The following is a 17,243-nucleotide window of genomic DNA, read 5'->3' as shown; positions in this document are numbered from 1 at the left end:
GATGCCGTGGCCACCACTCTCGCCGACGACGTGCCCGCCCCGCAGGACCACGTCGGCAACCTCATCCGCCGCGCGCAGCAGCTGCACCTGGCGATGTGGGCGCGCGTCGTGTCGACCGAGACCACGAGCGCGCAGTACAGCATCCTGCTCGTGCTCGAGCGTCGCGGCGAGGCCAGCCAGCGCGAGCTGTGCGACGACGTCGACCTCGACCGGTCGACCGTCGCCGACCTCGTCGGACGCATGCAGCGGCGCGGCCTGATCGAGCGGCGACGGTCGGTCGACGACGCGCGGCGCAACGTGGTCACGCTCACCGAGGCGGGCGCCGTCGAACGACACCGACTCGCGCCGCTGGTCGAAGACCTGCAGCGCCGCCTGACCGCCCACCTGGCACCCGGCGATGCCGTCGGTCTGCACCGGGGCCTGCGGCTCCTGCTCGACCGTCCGTCGGACTAGCCTCGGGCGGGGGGAGGAACGATGGCCGAGGGCATGCTCGCGCGCACGATGAGCGTGCTGTCGTGCTTCACCGAGGACGAGCCGGCGGCGACCGCGGCCCGCATCGGTGCGCGCACCGGCATCCCGGACTCGACGCTGTACCGGCTGCTGGCCGACCTGGTCGCCGAGGGACTGCTCGCCCGCGCCCCGGGGCACGCGTACACGATCGGCGCGCGCCTGTGGGAGCTGGGCGAGCTCTCGCCGCTGTCGCTGCGGCTGCGCGAGACCGCCCTGCCGCACATGGCCCGGCTGTACGAGGCCACCGGTGAGAACGTGCACCTCGCGGTGCTGGACGGGCCCGGGCCCGAGGCATCCGTCGCCCTGTTCGTCGGGCGGGTCTCGGGCAGCGACTCGATCCCCACGCTCAGCCGCATGGGCGGGCGCCAACCGCTGCACACGACGGGCGTGGGCAAGGCGCTGCTCTCCACCCGCGACGACGAGTGGCTGGACCGCTACCTGCGCACGCCGCTGCAGCACGAGACCACGAGGTCGATCACCGACCCGGTGGTGCTGCGCGCCGAGATCGTCCGCGCACGTGCGCGCGGCTACGCGACCACCCGCGAGGAGATGACGCTCGGCAACATCTCAGTGGCAGCCCCCGTCGCGCACGTGCAGGGGCTGCCGCCGATCGCGCTGGGAGTGGTCGTGCATCTGGACCAGGCCGACGTGCGACGGCTGTCGCCGCTGGTCGTGCAGGCGGCACGCGACCTGCATCGCGATCTGCGTAACGCTCGCTGAGTGAGACTCTCATTGAGTGAGAGTCGATCCGGGTGTGGATGCCGCGCCCTGTCACTCTGGATTCCAGTGACGCCCGCGACGCAGCTGCTTCATGGCTGACAGGGCGCGTCGAAGGAGACACCCATGACCGATGCCGATCCCACGGGAGCCGAGGCCTTCTCGTCGTCCGTCGTCCTCGAGCAGGGCGGTTCGACCGCCGCAGCCCCTGAGTCGCTGCTCGCCTCACAGGACTTCCTGCCGCAGTCGGCGATCACCCGCGAGATCCAGGACCTGCACGCCGAGTATGAGCGCCGCGAGGCCGCGGGCGAGAAGCTGCCGCTGACGATGCACGACTTCCCGCCGTACCGCTCGAGCCTGCTGCGCCACCCGACGAAGAACCCCAAGCTCGTCGACCCCGAGACCATCGAGCTGTTCTCGCCGGCGTTCGGGCAGCGCGACGTCGCGGCGATCGAGTCCGACCTCACCCTGCAGCACTCCGGCGAGCCGCTGGGCGAGCGCATCACGGTGCGCGGCCGCCTGCTCGATTCGTGGGGACGTCCCGTGCGCAACCAGCTGATCGAGATCTGGCAGGCGAATTCGGCCGGCCGCTACATCCACCAGCGCGACCAGCATCCCGCCCCGCTGGACCCGAACTTCACGGGCGCGGGCCGCACGGTCACCAACGACGACGGCGAGTACCTGTTCACGACGATCAAACCGGGTCCGTACCCCTGGAAGAACCACCAGAACGCCTGGCGGCCGGCGCACATCCACTTCTCCGTGTTCGGCAGTGCGTTCACGCAGCGCATCATCACGCAGATGTACTTCCCGGGGGACCCGCTGTTCGCGCTCGACCCGATCTACAACTCGATCCGGCGCCAGGCCGACCGCGAGCGCCTGATCTCGACGTACGACCACGATCTGACCGTCCCCGAGTTCTCGATGGCCTACCGCTGGGACATCGTGATCGACGGACCCGACGCCACCTGGACCGAGCCCGAGGGGGAGCACTGATGCCCGAGAAGACCCTGCCGCCCACCCCCGGTCAGACGATCGGCCCGTTCTACGCGTACGGCACCGTGTACCCGAAGATGCACGAGGTCGCCCACCCGCACAGCCCCGGCGCGGTCGTGCTCGGCGGCACCGTGTACGACGGCGCCGGTGCGCCGATCCCCGACGCGATGATCGAGGTGTTCGGCGCCGACGCGGACGGCAGCGTGCCGCGGACACGCGGGGCCTTCCGCCGCGACGACCACTCCTTCACCGGGTTCGGCCGCTCGTTCACCACCGACGAGGGCCGCTACGAGTTCTGGACGCGCAACCCCGGCGCGGCCCCCGGCGCGGCGCCGTTCTTCGCGGTGGTCGTGTTCGCACGCGGCCTTCCCGACAAGCTGCACACGCGCATCTACCTGCCCGACGACGACGCCGCGCTCGCCGCGGACCCGCTGCTGGCAGCCCTCGCCCCCGAGGAGCGCACGACGCTGATCGCGACGCGGCTGCCCGACGGGTCGCTGCGCCACGACCTGCGCCTGCAGGGTGAGCGCGAGACCGTGTTCCTCGCCTTCTCGTAGCATCGACGAAAAGAGGTAAGGGGACTCTGTGACGCCATGGGATGCGGGGCTGCTCTCCCCGGTGACCGTCGGGCACGACGACGCCGTCTCGGACGCGTCGGTCCTGGACGCGCTCGTCACCGCCGAGGCCGCGCTGGTGCGCGCATGGCGCACGGTCGGTGTGGCTCCGGATGCCGCGTCCGCGGCCGTCTCGCAGGCCCTGGGGTGGCGTCGCCCCGGCGCGCGGGTGCGCGATCACGGCATCGACCTCGAGGCGCTGGCCGAGGCATCCCCCGCCGGCGGCAACCCCGTGATCCCGCTGGTGGCACTGCTGCGCGAGCGCGTGCCCGACGACGCGCGCGCCTGGGTGCACCGCGGGGCGACCAGCCAGGACATCCTCGACACCGCGCTGATGTTCGTCGCCCGCGGAGCGCTGACCCGCATCGCCCTCTCGCTCGAAGAGGTCGCGTGCTCGCTCGGGGCCCTCGCCCGGGACCGCCGTGACGAGGTCGCCGCCGGCCGCACGCTCACCCAGCAGGCGGTGCCGACCACGGTCGGTCTGCGCGCGGCGACCTGGCTGCGCGGCGTGCGCCGTGCCATGCAGCGCCTGCAGGACGCCGAGCTGCCGGCACAGCTCGGCGGTGCTACCGGAACCCTCGCATCGTTCGTCGAGATCGGGGGAGAGGATGCCGCGGCCGCCCTGCCCGCCGCGTTCGCGCAGGAGCTGCGCCTGGCCGCTCCCGCCGCGCCGTGGCACACCAGCCGGTGGCCCGTGACCGAGCTCGGCGACGCGCTCGTGCAGACGATCGACGCCGTCGGCGTGATCGCCGCCGACGTCGCCACCCTCAGCCGCACCGAGATCGGCGAGCTGGCCGAGGGCGAGGGCGGCGGTTCGTCGGCCATGCCGCAGAAGCACAATCCCGTGCGGTCGGTGCTGATCCGCTCGGCCGTCCTGCGCGCCCCGCAGCTGGGCGCAACGCTGCACCTGGCGGCGAGTCTGGCCGTCGACGAACGCCCGGACGGCGCATGGCACGCGGAGTGGCCCACGTTGCGCGAAATGCTGCGCCTGGCCCTCGGCGTCAGCGCCCATGCCGAGCAGCTCGTGCGCGGTCTGCGGGTCGACTCCGGCGCCGTCGCGCGCAACGCGGCCGGTGTGGGCATGCTCGCCGAGCGGCTGTCGATCGTGCTCGGGCCGCTCATCGGCCGCCAACGGGTGGCCGACCTCGTGGCGGGCGCCCCCGATCGCGCGCAGCTCGCCGAGGCCGTGCGCGCCCTGCCCGAAGCGGCCGGCATCGACGTGGACGCGCTGCTGGACCCCGCCGCCTACACCGGCCTCGCCGGCAGACTCGTCGACGAGGCCGCCCCGGCCGCCGCGCCCGAACCGTCAGGAGCAGACGGATGACCCCCGCCCTCGCCGTCACCGAACCGGTCGGATCCGCCGGCGCCCCGCTGCTGCTGCTCGGCCCGTCGCTGGGCACGTCGACGATCCTGTGGGAGACCGTCATCCCATCGCTGACCGCCCGGTTCCGCGTCGCCGCGTGGGACCTGCCGGGGCACGGCGCTTCGCCGGCCGCCACCGGGCCGTTCACCGTCGCCGACCTCGCCGACGCCGTCGCAGGCCTCGCCGCCCGGCTGGGCGCGCGCCGGGTGCGCTATGCCGGGGTGTCGCTCGGCGGGGCGGTCGGGCTCGAGCTTGCCCTGCGGCATCCCGACCTCGTCGAGGCGGTGGCGCTGCTCGCCTCGGGGGCCGTGATCGGCACGCCCGCCGGCTGGCACGAGCGCGCCGCGCAGGTGCGCGCGCAGAGCACGTCGTCGCTGATCGTCGGTTCGGCCCAGCGCTGGTTCGCGCCCGAGAGCATGACGCGGCATCCCGATCTGTCCGGACGCCTGCTGCACGCACTGCAGGACGCCGACGACGAGAGTTATGCGCTGTGCTGCGAGGCGCTCGCCGGCCACGATGTGCGGGCGCGGCTCGGCGGGATCGCCGCTCCCGTGCTCGCGGTCTGGGGCGCCCATGATGTCGTCACGCCCGAGGCCTCGGCGCGCGAGGTCGCCGACGGCGTTCGGTGCGGACGCGCCGAAGGGATCGAGGATGCCTCACACCTGGCTCCCGTGGACGATCCGGACGCCGTCGTCCGGCTGCTGCTCGACTTCTTCGCCGTCCCCGGTCGCTCCGCGAGCGAAGCCCGCACCGATCGATGAGCGAGCGCATCCCCGGCCGTTGAGCGAGCGCATCCCTGGTCGTTGAGCGAGCGAAGCGAGTCGAAACGACACCCCCATCCGCACAGAACACGAGGTACCACCGATGACAGCCGAACGCCGCACAGACCAGGAGCGGTACGACCAGGGCATGGCCGTGCGCCGAGCGGTGCTCTCGGACGAGCACGTCGACCGTGCGAACGCGAGGACCACCGCCCTGACCGCGGACTTCCAGGACTTCATCACCCGGGTCGCGTGGGGAGACGTGTGGTCGCGGCCGGGCCTGGATCGCCGGTCGCGCTCGATCGCCGTGATCACGTCGCTGATCGCCCATGGCCACCACGACGAGCTCGCGATGCACCTGCGTGCCGGGCTGCGCAACGGGCTGACGGTCGACGAGATCGGCGAGGTGATCCTGCAGTCGGCGATCTACTCCGGGGTGCCCGCGGCCAACACCGCGTTCCGCATCGCGCAGCAGGTCTTCGACGAGCCCGGTGCGGCCGGGCCGGACCGGGCGGATTCCGCCGAGGAGGAAGAGTGATCGACAAGACCGTGCCCGACGTCGCGTCGGCCGTCGCCGGCATCGGCGACGGCGCGACCGTCATGGTCGGCGGGTTCGGCCGCGCCGGTCAGCCCGTCGAGCTCATCGACGCACTCATCGCCCAGGGCGCCGGCGACCTCACGATCGTGAGCAACAACGCCGGCAACGGCGACGTGGGCCTGGCGGCGCTGCTGGCCGAGGGGCGCGTGCGCAAGGTGATCTGCTCGTTCCCGCGCCAGCACGACTCGTGGGTGTTCGATCGCCTGTACCGCGCCGGCGAGCTCGAGCTCGAGCTCGTGCCGCAGGGCAACCTCGCCGAGCGAATTCGCGCCGCCGGCGCCGGCATCGGCGCGTTCTTCTCGCCGACGGGCGTCGGCACGCAGCTGGCCGAGGGCAAGGAGCACCGCGACATCGACGGGCGCACGTACGTGCTGGAGTACCCGATCCACGCCGATGTGGCGCTGATCAGCGCCCTGCGCGCCGACCGCTGGGGAAATCTCGTCTACCGCGAGACCGCCCGCAACTTCGGTCCGGTGATGGCATCGGCCGCAGCCTGCACGATCGTGCAGGTGGACGACGTGGTCGCCCTCGGCGCACTCGACCCCGAGACGGTCGTCACGCCGGGGATCTTCGTCGACCGGGTGGTCGCCGTCGGCGAGCGGCCCTGGCTGCGCGACGGCGACTTCGTCGGCGGCGTCGACCTGGAGGGTCGTCCGTCGAGTCCGGATGCCGCAGCCGACCACGAGGTGGACCAATGAGCACGATCACCCGCGCCGAGCTGGCGCAGCGCATCGCCGCCGACATCCCCGAGGGCTCGTACGTGAACCTCGGCATCGGTGCCCCGACCCTCGTCGCCGACTACCTGCCCGCCGATCAGGAGATCGTGCTGCACACCGAGAACGGCCTGCTCGGCATGGGGCCCGCGCCGGCTGCCGGCCACGTCGACCCCGACCTGATCAACGCCGGCAAGCAGGCGGTGACGGCCCTGCCCGGTGCCGCGTACTTCCACCACGCCGACTCGTTCGGCATGATGCGCGGCGGTCACCTCGACGTGTGCGTGCTGGGCGCGTTCCAGGTCTCGCAGACCGGGGACCTCGCCAACTGGTCGACGGGCGCGCCCGGGGCGATCCCCGCCGTGGGCGGCGCGATGGACCTCGCGATCGGTGCGAAGAGCGTGTACGTCATGACGGACCTGCTCACCCGGAGCGGGGAGTCCAAGCTCGTGGCATCCTGTTCTTATCCGCTCACCGGCGTCGCATGCGTCACCCGCGTCTACACCGACCACGCGATCTTCGACGTCACACCCGACGGATTCGCCGTGCGCGAGGCGTTCGGCGACAACACGATCGCCGGCCTGGAAGAACTCACCGGACTGACCCTGATCGCTGCCACCGCTCGTTGAGCGAGCACAGCGAGTCGAAACGCACCCACCGCACCCCAGGAGACTGACATGACCGCCACCTATATCTACGACGCGGTGCGCACCCCCTTCGGCCGCGCCGGCGGCGCCCTGGCGGGCGTGCGCCCCGACGACCTGGCCGCGGTCGTGATGAAGGCGACGATCGAGCGGACGGGCCTGGACCCGGCCCGGATCGACGACGTGATCTTCGGCGACGCGAACCAGGCCGGGGAAGACAACCGCAACCTGGCGCGCATGGCGGCCCTCCTGGCGGGGTTCCCCACCTCAGTGACCGGTGTGACCGTCAACAGGCTGTGCGCCTCGTCGGTCGAGGCCGTCGTGCAGGGCTCGCGCGCGATCGAGGCCGGCGACACCGACCTCGTGCTCGCCGGCGGCGTCGAGTCGATGAGCCGTGCGCCGTTCATCGTCGAGAAGTCGCCGCGGCCGTGGCCCGCCGGCGGCAACCCGACGATGTGGAACACGTCGATCGGCTGGCGGATGGTGAACCCGAAGCTGTCGCCGGAGTGGACCATCTCGAACGGGCAGTCGGCCGAGAAGGTCGCCCGCATGTTCGGCCTCACCCGCGAAGAGCAGGATGCGTTCGCGCTGCGCTCGCACCGGCTGGCGGCGGATGCCTGGGCCCACGGCGTGTACGACCGCGAGATCGTGCAGGTGCCCGGCGCCGAGCTGGCGCGCGACGAGGGCATCCGCGACGACACGTCGATGCAGAAGCTCGCGGGGCTGCGCGCCCTGTTCGCCGACGACGGGAACGGGTCGGTGACCGCCGGCAACTCCTCGCCGATCAACGACGGCGCCTCGGCCGTGCTGCTCGGGGCCGAAGGCACGCTCGACATCGAGCCGCTGGCGCGGATCACCGGACGCGGAGCGCACGGCGTCGACCCCGACGTGTTCCCGCTCGCGCCGATCGAGGCGGCCAACAAGGCGCTCGCGCGCGCCGGCCGCACATGGGCGGAGGTGGACTTCGTCGAGCTGAACGAGGCGTTCGCGTCGCAGTCTCTCGCCGACATCCAGGGGTGGCCCGAGCTCGACCCCGAGAAGGTCAACATCCACGGCGGCGCGCTGGCGATCGGCCACCCGCTGGGCGCTTCGGGCGGCCGCATCGTCGGCCACGCCGCGCACGAGCTCGCCCGCCGCGGCAGCGGCGTCGCGGTCGCGGCGATCTGCATCGGCGTCGGGCAGGGCCTGGCCGTCGTCCTGGAGCGCTGACCGCGAGAGCGCGGCATCCACGCCCTCGGCACACCTCCGAAGAAGTTGGTATACCAAGCGCTCGGTGGGCGCCGTGCGCACGCGCGCTGCGATGCTCGTCGTCGCGAGGCGTGCTGAGGCCGGTCGCGCGAGTGGACATATCCGGGCCTGACGCTTGCGTCAATTTGGTATACAGAATTGCGGTATAGTGTTGCCCCTCGTGACTTCGCAACGCCCAGACGCTTCGACCGCCAGCCGACTGGCCGTCCTCACCGTCGTCATCGTCCTGTCGGCGGCGCTGCTGCGCGCGCCGATCCTCACGGTGGCGCCGGTGGCCCGGGTCATCGGCGCCGACCTCGACGTGGGCGCGGGCACGATCGGACTGCTCACCACCATCCCCGTGCTGTGCTTCGCGGTGTTCGCTCCGTTCGCGATCGGCATCATCCGCCGGGCGGGGGCAGACGTCGCTCTCACCGTCTCGCTGATCGGCATCATCGCCGGCAGCGTCCTGCGGTCGCTCGGCGGCATCGTGCTGGTGCTGATCGGCACGGCCGTGATCGGCGCGTTCGTCACGATCGGCAACGTCGTGCTGCCGATGATCATCGGCAGGGACTTCAGCGAGCGTCGCGCCCATGCGATGACCGGCGTCTACACGTCGTCGCTGACCGGTGGCACGATGATCGTCACGCTCACCACCGCACCGCTGGCCGCCCAGGCGGGCTGGCGCTGGGCGGTGCTGGTGTGGGTGGTGTTCGGCGTCGCGGCGCTGGCCACGTGGATCCCGCTGCGCGGCATCCGGCGCACGTTCACGCCGTTCGCGGTGCACAGTACCTCGGGCGGGGGCGGCGGCTCGGTGCTCGGCAGCCGCAGCACGTGGCTGCTCGCCGTCGCGTTCGCGGGCCAGGCGTTCGCGTTCTACGCTATCACCGCATGGCTGCCGACGATCCTGGCCGACCAGGGATTCGGCGGCACGGCATCCGGTGCGATCGCCTCGATCTTCCAGGTGGCGGGGATCGTCGGGGGCCTGCTGCTGCCGATCCTCACGGTCGGCGCGTCGATCCGGGCCGGCGTCGTGGCGGTGTTCATCGGCTGGCTCACGATCCCGTTCGGCTTCCTGTTCGCGCCCCAGCTGTGGCTGGCGTGGTGCGCGATCGGCGGGCTCGCGCAGGGTGCCGGCATCACGGTCGCGTTCATCATGATCAACGCGTTCCCCGGCGACGCGCACACCGCGGCCGGCCGCTCGGGCATCGTCCAGGGCATCGGGTACGCGATCGCCGCCCCGGGCGCCCTCATCCTCGGCGCCCTTCGCGAGACGACCGGCGACTGGACGCTGCCGCTGCTGGTCGTGCTGGCCGCGGTCGTGCTGTTCGGCATCGGCGGCTGGAGCGTGACCCGCCTGCTGCAGCGGCCCGCGCGCCCCAGTCGGCCCGCGCAGGCCTGACGAGTGCACCGACGCGTCAGCGCACGCCCTTCATCATCGCCAGCACCGGCTTGACCGACAGCGTCAGCCCGACGCCGACGGCCACGGCGATCGCACCGAGGATCGCGAAGTACGGCACTTCGTCGCGCGGGTCGTAGAACTGCACGAGCCAGCCCGAGATCGCCGTGCCCAGCGCCACGGACAGGAAGAACAGCGCCACCATCTGGGTGTGGAACGCCTTGGGCGCGAGCTTGGTGGCCACCGACAGCCCGATCGGCGAGAGGAACAGCTCGGCGACGGTGAACACGAACAGGATGCCGACGATCGCCAGCAGCGGCGTGGAGTTGGCCGGGCCGTTCGCGAACGGCAGGAACAGCCAGAACGCGGCGCCCATGATGATCGCGCCGAGTGCGAACTTCAGCGGTGTCGACGGCTGGCGGGTGCCCAGCTTCGTCCAGATCGCGGCGAAGATGCCCGAGAGCACGATGATGAAGATCGGGTTGATCGACTGCACCCACGAGACCGGCATCTCCCAGCCGAACAGACTGCGGTCCAGGCGCTTGTCGGAGTAGACGGTGAGAACCGTGAACTGCTGCTGGTACAGCGACCAGAACGCGACGCTCGTGATGAACAGCGGCAGGAAGCCCCACACCCGCGCCCGCTCGGTGTCGTCGATGCGCCGGCTGGTCAGGATCACGGCGAAGTATGCGACCGCCGCGACCAGGGTCACGAAGATCACGATCGGCGACAGGTTCTCGGCGCGGATGACGCCTGTGAGCACCAGCACCACGATCACCACGATCGCGGCGGCCGCGATCAGCGCAGCGGGCAGGTAGCGGCCCCGCGGAAGCGGGTTGGGCACGTGATGCGCCTCGGCCGGCAGCTGCTTGCGCCCGAACGAGTACTGCAGCAGCCCGAGCGCCATGCCGACCGCGGCCGCGCCGAAGCCGTAGTGGAAGCCGAGCGTGGACTGCAGCAGCCCGGTCAGGATCGGCCCGAAGAACGCGCCCAGGTTGATGCCCAGGTAGAAGAGCGAGAACCCGCCGTCGCGGCGGGTGTCGTCCGGCGCATACAGCGTGCCGACCACGGATGTCGCATTGGCCTTCAGTCCGCCCGATCCGACCGCGACCAGGACCAGGCCCACCCCGACGCCGACGAACCCGGGCAGCAGCGCGAGCGCGATGTGCCCGCACATGATGACGATCGCGCTGTAGAACAGCACGCGCTCGGACCCCAGCATCCGGTCTGCAATCCATGCGCCGAGGATGGTGGACAGATACACCGCGCCGCCGTAGGCGCCGACGATCCCGCCGGCGACCGCTTCGGGCACGGCCAGCCCGCCCTTGGCGACCGAGTAGTACAGGTAGATCAGCAGGATGCCCTGCATGCCGTAGAAGCTGAAGCGCTCCCACATCTCCACCCCGAACAGGTGGGCAAGAGCCCAGGGCTGCCCGAAGAAGCGGGTGTCGCTGCTGCCGTGTACGGTGTCCCTCTGCGGCGTGCTCATCACTCCACGGTAACCGCGGTGGCGCGTGTGCACAGGAGGTTCCCGCGCGCACAGCGGACCTACGCACAGCGGACGCACGCGCGGTGGAAGACTGGGCAGATGGACGCGTCGCACATCCGGATCGAACCGCTGGACACCGTGGAGCGGGTGTTCGAGGCATCCCGCGTGCTCAGCGACGTGTGGGGCGGCGACCACAGCGGCATGCCGCCGAACCTGCTGCGCGCCCTCGCCCACTCCGGCAACTATGCGGTCGGCCTGTTCGACGGCGACCGGATGATCGGCGCGTCGGCCGCGTTCTTCGCCGCACCCGCCGCCCGGTCCATGCACTCGCACATCACCGGCATCCTGCCCGCGTACCGCAGCCTCGGGCTCGGCCGTGTGCTCAAGCAGCACCAGCGCAAATGGGCGCTCGCCCACGACGTGGGGCGGATCACGTGGACGTTCGACCCGCTCGTGTCGCGCAACGCGCACTTCAACCTGCGGGTGCTGGGCGCCCGCGTGACCGAGTACCTCGTCGACCACTACGGCGCGATGGACGACGGCGTCAACCGCGGCGACGCATCCGACCGGCTGCTGGTGACCTGGGCACTGGCCGCGCCCCCGGCGCCCACGCCGGATGCCGACCGGGTCGTGGCATCCGTCGCGGTGCCCGTCGATATCGAGGAGGTGCGGGCGCAATCGGCGCAGGATGCCGCGGCTTGGCGCACCCGGGTCCGTGACGCGTTCCTCGCCCGTCTGGCAGAAGGCCTGGTCGTCGGCGGATTCGACGACGAGCGCGGTTACCTCTTCGTCGCGCCGCGCTGAGACGGGATCGGCGCACAGGTTCCGCACGTCTGCCTATTGACGCGGATCACGCGCCGGGCCAAGATGGGCGGATCGTCATCGAAGACGATTCCCTCTTCGTGCGGCGGGAAGTCTGGGTCGCCGCCTGGGGACATCTGGGGCACCCGCGCACGCGCGGGTCGTGTTGAGGAAGAGGTAGTCCTATGCGTGTTTCTCGTCTCGTCCTGGCGGCGACCGCCGCCGTCGGGCTGACCCTGGCCGTGCCGATGGCGGCCACGGCGGATGACGGACCGCCGCCGCCGACGCCGGTCGCATTCGGGTTCTTCGGGCCGTTCAACATGGCCGTGCACGGCGACGAGCTGCTGGTCGCCGACGGCTTCACGAACATGATCGAGACCGTCGCTGCGGACGGCACGGTCACGCCGTGGCTGACCGACCGCCCGGGAGCGGCAGGGGTCGCGGTGTCGCAGGACGGCAAGACCGTCGCGTACACCACCACGGTCTCGAACGAGGAGACGTTCGAGAACACGGCCAGCGGACTGACGATCCGCACGTCCGACGGCACCGAGACGTACGTCGACCTGACGGCGTACGAGGCGAAGTACAACCCCGACAAGTCGCACACCTACGGGTTCAACACGCCGAGCAAGTGCCTGCGCGATGCGATGAAGGCCGCCGGTCAGCCCGCGTCGTACAAGGGCGGCGTCGACTCGCACGCCTACTCGGTCACCGCCTACGGCAGTGACTGGATCGTCGCCGACGCCGGTGCGAACGTCCTGTGGCGGATCGACGGCGCCGGGCGCATCAGCACGCTCACGGTGTTCCCGGTGCAGAACGCCCGGGTCACGGCCGGCATGGTCGCCGAGGCGGGCATGCCCGACTGCGCGGTCGGCCAGGTGTACGGTTTCGAGCCCGTGCCCACCGACGTCGAGGTCGGTCCCGACGGTGCGCTCTACGTGACGACGCTGCCCGGCGGGCCCGAGGACCCCTCGGCCGGCGCGCGTGGCTCGGTCTATCGCGTCGACGCACGTTCGGGCAAGGCGACGCTCGTCGCGACCGGGTTCGCCGGTGCGACGAACCTCGCAGTCACCCCGAGCGGCGACGTCTACGTGGCCGAGCTGTTCGGCGGCGCGATCAAGCGCATCTCGCACGGCGTGACCTCGACGTTCGCCGAGCTGCCGGGCGTGCTCTCGCTCGAGACCGACGGCCACGGCGCCCTGTACGCGGCGACGATGGTCGGCGAGACCGGGCCGGGCTCGATCGTGAGGTACAACGGCGTGGGCTGAAGCACTCGCACGGAAGTGGAGCATCCCGGTCGCCGGCAGGGTGGCCGGGATGCTTCCTTGCCGGGGCGTAGCCTTTCGTCATGCCCATCGCTCGAGCCGCCGCATCCATCGCCCTCGACGGGTTCGAGCTGCGCGTCGTGCACCTGCCGCTCGTGTCGCCGTTCACGACGTCGTTCGGCACCGAGAGGGTGCGTGAGGCGATCATCGTGCGGGCGCTGACGGCGGACGGCGACGGCTGGGGCGAGATGGTGACCTCGGCCTCGCCGCTCTACTCCAGCGAGTACACGCAGGGGGCGTGGGACGTGGCGCAGCGGTTCCTGATCCCGGCGCTGCTGGACCACGGGCCGCTCGCGCCCGAAGAGGTAGCAGGCGTGCTCGCGCCGTTCGTCGGGCACCGCATGGCCAAAGCCGGGCTCGAGCTGGCGGTGCTGGATGCCGCGCTGCGCGCCGAGGGTCGCCCGCTCGGCGAGTACCTCGGCGCGGTGCACGACCGGGTGCCGTCGGGGGTGTCGGTGGGCATCCAGCGCGACCCGGCTGCGCTCGTCGAGGTCGTGCGCGGCTACCTCGACCAGGGCTACGTGCGCATCAAGATCAAGATCAAGCCCGGCCGAGACATCGCCGAGACGGCCGCGGTGCGGGACGCGTTCGGCGCGATCCCGCTGCAGGTCGACGCGAACTCCGCCTATACCCTCGACGACACCGATGTGCTCGCCGAGCTCGACCGGTTCGACCTGCTGCTGATCGAACAGCCGCTGCAGGAGGACGACATCGTCGACCACGCGACCCTGGCCGCGCGCCTGCGCACCCCGGTGTGCCTGGACGAGTCGATCGTCTCGGCCAAGGCCGCCGCCGACGCGCTCGCGCTGGGCGCGGCATCCATCGTCAACATCAAGGCAGGACGGGTCGGCGGATACCTCGAGGCCGTGCGCATCCACGATCTGTGCCGGGATGCCGGTGTGCCGGTGTGGTGCGGCGGCATGCTCGAGACCGGCATCGGCCGTGCCGCGAACGCTGCTCTGGCCGCGCTGCCGGGTTTCACTCTGCCCGGCGACGTATCGGCGTCGAGCCGGTTCTACACCCGCGACATCGTGACCGAGCCCGCCGAGCTCGTCGACGGGCACATCACGGTGCCGACCGGTCCGGGCCTGGGCGTGGACATCGACCCGCTGGCCCTCGACGACGTCACTGTCGAGCGCGTCCACCTGCGCCGCTGACGCGACGTCGCGGTCGCGCTGCGCGAGTCGGCGCACTCACAGGCTTCGGAGCATCGCGCGAATCGCGGACGATTTCGGCGGAATCATCCGAGGTCGGTCAGATCTTCCGAACTCTGTGAGACCTGGTGGCCCCCGGTGCGACCCCCTCGTACAGCAGAATCGACTCCGGCGGCAACGGCCGATCGTGCACGCGGCGGTGCTGCACGTCGACGTCGGCGAACCCGGCGGCGCGCAGCGCAGGCAGCGGGTCGCGATCCTGATGGCAGCCGCCGCACCAGCGCACGGTGAAAGGCGTCGCGATGCGCTGCAGAGTGCGCATCGTGGCGCTGTGCGGCGCGAGGATGTGCTCGACCAGCAGCATCCGACCGCCCGGAACCAGCACGCGGCGCGCCTCCGCCAGGACGGCTGCGACGTCTTCGACGGTGCACAGCACGTACGTTGCGACGACGGTGTCGATGGATGCCGCGGCCAGCGGCACGCGCTCGGCGACGGCATCGAGCGGTCTGGCGTCATGGCTCCATTCCCGTGCACGGCGGCCGAGTTCTTCGCGCCGCTCGGCGTCGGGCTCAAGGCCCTGCCATGCGATGTCGGGACGGAACGCTCCGAAGTTCTCGCCGCGCCCGGCGCCCAGCTCGAGCACGCGCCCACGCGCACGGCCCATGAACTCGCGCTCGAGGTCGTCCAGCGCGTCGTCGTCGATCATCGGGGGACTCGGCATGCCCCCAGTCTGCAGCACGGCCGCACGGTGACCCGCCCTAGGCTGACCCACATGAGCAGCGTCGCCCCCGAAGACCCGGCGGCCGCCGTGCGCGGTGTTTCGCGGCGGGTGCAGTCCGACATCTACCGCGCCGGCATCAGCGGGGCGAAGCCGCCGGTTCCGGTTCATCCCGCGCTTCTCGAGCGTGCGGCGCGCAAAGCGCTCAGCGCCGAGGCGTTCGCGTACGTCGCCGGGGGAGCGGGCTGCGAGCGCACCATGGCCGCGAACCGCGCGGCGTTCAACCGCTGGCAGGTGTGGCCGAGGCCGTTGCGCGACGTGTCAGAGCGCGACCTGTCGGTGTCGTTCCTCGGCGCGACGCGGCCGACGCCTCTGCTTCTGGCACCGCTCGGCGTCATGGAGCTGGTTCATCGCGACGCCGACATCGCCGTGGCGCGGGCCGCGGCATCCCTCGGTCTTCCCTGCGTGCTGAGCAATCAGGCATCCGTCGCGATGGAGCAGGTGGTGGATGCTGCGCCCGCCGGCTCCCGGATGTTCCAGCTCTACTGGTCGAACTCCGACGAGCTGAACGCGTCGCTGCTGCGGCGTGCGGAGCAGGCCGGCTGCGAGGCGGTCGTGATCACGCTCGACACGCACCTGCTCGGGTGGCGCACGCGTGACCTCGATCTCGGGTACCTGCCGTTCACTCGTGGGCTCGGCATCGCGCAGTACACGAGTGACCCGGTCTTCGCCCGGTTGGTGCGGGAGCGCGCGGCATCGAGCGTGCCAGCGCCATCCGTGCGGATCACGCCGAAGACGATCGCCGCCGGGGTGTCGATCGCTCGGAAGGGCGCTGCGATCACAGGCGCGGGACTGCGCGAGAGCCTGCGCTCACCGCTGCCGCGCGCGGCGGTCGAGACGTTCCTCGACGTGTTCTCGACGCCGGCGCTCACTTGGGTCGACCTCGCGCGTGCCCGCGAGTGGACACGGCTGCCGATCATTCTGAAGGGCATCGTGCACCCCGATGACGCCCTCAGGGCGTTGGATGCCGGAGCCGACGGCATCTGGATCTCCAACCACGGTGGCCGCCAGATCGACCGCTCGGTGCCGACGCTCGAGGTGCTGCCGACCATCGCCGACCGGGTGGCCGGTCGAGTGCCGATCGTGTTCGACTCGGGCGTGCGCTCGGGTGCCGACGTGGCGCTCGCCCTCGCGCTGGGCGCGACCGTCGTCGCGCTCGGCAGGCCGTACGCATACGGGCTTGCGGTTGCGGGGGAGGAAGGCGTGGCCGCGGTGATCCGGCACGTACTCGCCGAGCTCGACATCACGCTCGGGCTGGCGGGGCTCACCTCGGTGGCCGATCTCGACCGCAGCGCGCTGCGCGAGGTCCCGGTCGATCGTTGAGCGAGCGCAGCGGGTCGATACGGGAGTGCGGATCACCCACGGCGACTGCACCCGGAACGCCGCCTGGAAGTACGACTCCGGCGCGCTGAGGTTGCACAGCATGAGGATCGACGACCCTTGCGGAACCGTCACCTCCGTCGTGAGCGTTCCGACCGTGAGCGTGATCGTCTTCGTGTCGGACCCGCTGCCGATCGCCTTGCGCACCGGCGGCAGGGCCTCGAGGCCAACGCCGACATTCGGCGCCCGCTGCGCGCGGCCTCGCTCAACGACCAGAAGGGGGATAACCCCGTAGCGCACCCGCACAGCAAACCCCTAGGCTGGGCGGCATGACCACACCTCCGGTTCCTCCGCAGCAGCCGCCGCAGCAGCCTCCGGGGCCCCCGCCGGGCGGCTACGGCCAGGCCCCGCAGCAGCCCCTCAACCCCGCCGACGAGAAGCTCTGGGCGACGCTCGTGCACATCGGCGGCATCTTCTTCGAGTTCCTGCCCGCTCTGATCGGCTACCTCGTCCTCAAGGACCGCGGGCCGTTCATCAACGCGCACACGAAGACCGCGCTGAACTTCCAGATCACGCTGATCATCGCGTACGTCGTGTCGGTGATCCTCACCGTCGTGACGTTCGGCATCCTCGGCATCCTGATCTTCGCGGTCTGGGTGCTGAGCATCGTGTTCTCGATCATCGCCGCGGTGAAGGCCAACCGGGGCGAGTGGTACACGTACCCGATGACCATCCCGTTCATCAAGTGAGCCCGACGGGGCCGGCAGCGCCCCGCCGATAGAATCGAGGATGCCGCGACTCGCGGCATCCTCCTTTCTCTTTCTGCGACCATTG

Annotated in this window: 18 protein-coding genes; 16 read left to right on the top strand and 2 right to left on the bottom strand. The window is 71.3% G+C overall.

Annotated elements, in window-relative coordinates:
- The first annotated feature begins 6 nt into the window (after nt 1-6).
- The 11 genes from AC3RX0_RS08540 to AC3RX0_RS08490 all read left to right on the top strand — a co-directional run bounded on the left by AC3RX0_RS08540 (nt 7) and on the right by AC3RX0_RS08490 (nt 9,545).
- Nucleotides 7-453, top strand: a complete 447-nt coding sequence (locus tag AC3RX0_RS08540; protein WP_491505555.1) for a MarR family winged helix-turn-helix transcriptional regulator — start codon at nt 7-9, stop codon at nt 451-453.
- 21 nt (nt 454-474) lie between these two features.
- Nucleotides 475-1,230, top strand: a complete 756-nt coding sequence (locus AC3RX0_RS08535; RefSeq protein ID WP_491505554.1) for an IclR family transcriptional regulator — start codon at nt 475-477, stop codon at nt 1,228-1,230.
- 123 nt (nt 1,231-1,353) lie between these two features.
- Entirely contained in the window at nt 1,354-2,223 is an 870-nt protein-coding gene (gene pcaH / locus AC3RX0_RS08530) for a protocatechuate 3,4-dioxygenase subunit beta (RefSeq protein ID WP_491505553.1), read from the top strand.
- Complete coding sequence (gene pcaG / locus AC3RX0_RS08525) at nt 2,223-2,780, top strand: protocatechuate 3,4-dioxygenase subunit alpha (protein ID WP_491505552.1); 558 nt, start codon at nt 2,223-2,225, stop codon at nt 2,778-2,780. Before pcaH ends, pcaG begins: the two co-directional genes overlap by 1 nt.
- A 28-nt stretch (nt 2,781-2,808) precedes the next feature.
- The gene (locus tag AC3RX0_RS08520) at nt 2,809-4,161 is read left to right on the top strand and encodes a lyase family protein (protein ID WP_491505551.1); all 1,353 of its coding nucleotides are present in this window, start codon (nt 2,809-2,811) and stop codon (nt 4,159-4,161) included.
- Nucleotides 4,158-4,961, top strand: a complete 804-nt coding sequence (locus AC3RX0_RS08515) for an alpha/beta fold hydrolase (protein ID WP_491505550.1) — start codon at nt 4,158-4,160, stop codon at nt 4,959-4,961. The genes AC3RX0_RS08520 and AC3RX0_RS08515 overlap by 4 nt, the downstream gene beginning before the upstream one ends.
- Before the next feature lie 103 nt (nt 4,962-5,064).
- Nucleotides 5,065-5,499 (top strand): 4-carboxymuconolactone decarboxylase, encoded by a 435-nt coding sequence (gene pcaC / locus AC3RX0_RS08510; RefSeq protein ID WP_491505549.1) that lies wholly within the window; start codon nt 5,065-5,067, stop codon nt 5,497-5,499.
- Entirely contained in the window at nt 5,496-6,257 is a 762-nt protein-coding gene (locus tag AC3RX0_RS08505; protein ID WP_491505548.1) for a 3-oxoacid CoA-transferase subunit A, read from the top strand. The genes pcaC and AC3RX0_RS08505 overlap by 4 nt, the downstream gene beginning before the upstream one ends.
- Complete coding sequence (locus AC3RX0_RS08500; RefSeq protein WP_491505547.1) at nt 6,254-6,901, top strand: 3-oxoacid CoA-transferase subunit B; 648 nt, start codon at nt 6,254-6,256, stop codon at nt 6,899-6,901. Before AC3RX0_RS08505 ends, AC3RX0_RS08500 begins: the two co-directional genes overlap by 4 nt.
- A 48-nt stretch (nt 6,902-6,949) precedes the next feature.
- Entirely contained in the window at nt 6,950-8,125 is a 1,176-nt protein-coding gene (locus AC3RX0_RS08495; RefSeq protein ID WP_491505546.1) for a thiolase family protein, read from the top strand.
- A 199-nt stretch (nt 8,126-8,324) separates the two neighbouring features.
- Nucleotides 8,325-9,545 carry an MFS transporter gene (locus AC3RX0_RS08490; RefSeq protein ID WP_491505545.1) on the top strand — a complete coding sequence of 407 codons (1,221 nt, stop codon included), beginning with the start codon at nt 8,325-8,327 and terminating at the stop codon, nt 9,543-9,545.
- A 16-nt stretch (nt 9,546-9,561) separates the two neighbouring features.
- Here the strand turns inward: AC3RX0_RS08490 and AC3RX0_RS08485 are convergent, their stop codons facing one another.
- Nucleotides 9,562-11,031, bottom strand: a complete 1,470-nt coding sequence (locus AC3RX0_RS08485; protein WP_491505544.1) for a peptide MFS transporter — start codon at nt 11,029-11,031, stop codon at nt 9,562-9,564.
- Between the two features lie 99 nt (nt 11,032-11,130).
- Here AC3RX0_RS08485 and AC3RX0_RS08480 point away from each other — a divergent pair, with 99 nt between their 5' ends.
- From AC3RX0_RS08480 to menC, 3 genes are all read left to right on the top strand, one after another.
- A complete protein-coding gene (locus AC3RX0_RS08480; protein WP_491505543.1) occupies nt 11,131-11,835 on the top strand; it encodes a GNAT family N-acetyltransferase in 705 nt (234 codons plus the stop codon).
- A 182-nt stretch (nt 11,836-12,017) separates the two neighbouring features.
- Nucleotides 12,018-13,100: a ScyD/ScyE family protein gene (locus tag AC3RX0_RS08475; protein ID WP_491505542.1), complete on the top strand. Its 1,083-nt coding sequence runs from the start codon at nt 12,018-12,020 to the stop codon at nt 13,098-13,100.
- 80 nt (nt 13,101-13,180) lie between these two features.
- Nucleotides 13,181-14,314 carry an o-succinylbenzoate synthase gene (gene menC / locus AC3RX0_RS08470; RefSeq protein ID WP_491505541.1) on the top strand — a complete coding sequence of 378 codons (1,134 nt, stop codon included), beginning with the start codon at nt 13,181-13,183 and terminating at the stop codon, nt 14,312-14,314.
- Nucleotides 14,315-14,411: 97 nt separating this feature from the next.
- Here the strand turns inward: menC and AC3RX0_RS08465 are convergent, their stop codons facing one another.
- Nucleotides 14,412-15,032, bottom strand: coding sequence for a class I SAM-dependent methyltransferase (locus AC3RX0_RS08465; RefSeq protein WP_491505540.1), 621 nt, complete (start codon nt 15,030-15,032; stop codon nt 14,412-14,414).
- Nucleotides 15,033-15,083: 51 nt separating this feature from the next.
- Between AC3RX0_RS08465 and AC3RX0_RS08460 the strand changes: the two genes are divergently transcribed.
- Nucleotides 15,084-16,412 carry an alpha-hydroxy-acid oxidizing protein gene (locus AC3RX0_RS08460; protein ID WP_491505539.1) on the top strand — a complete coding sequence of 443 codons (1,329 nt, stop codon included), beginning with the start codon at nt 15,084-15,086 and terminating at the stop codon, nt 16,410-16,412.
- Nucleotides 16,413-16,738: 326 nt separating this feature from the next.
- Nucleotides 16,739-17,158 carry a DUF4870 domain-containing protein gene (locus AC3RX0_RS08455; RefSeq protein WP_491505538.1) on the top strand — a complete coding sequence of 140 codons (420 nt, stop codon included), beginning with the start codon at nt 16,739-16,741 and terminating at the stop codon, nt 17,156-17,158.
- The last annotated feature ends 85 nt before the right edge of the window (nt 17,159-17,243 follow it).

This window comes from Microbacterium sp. W1-4-2, from assembly GCF_058349885.2.
This window is presented reverse-complemented; position numbering and strand designations above follow the sequence as displayed.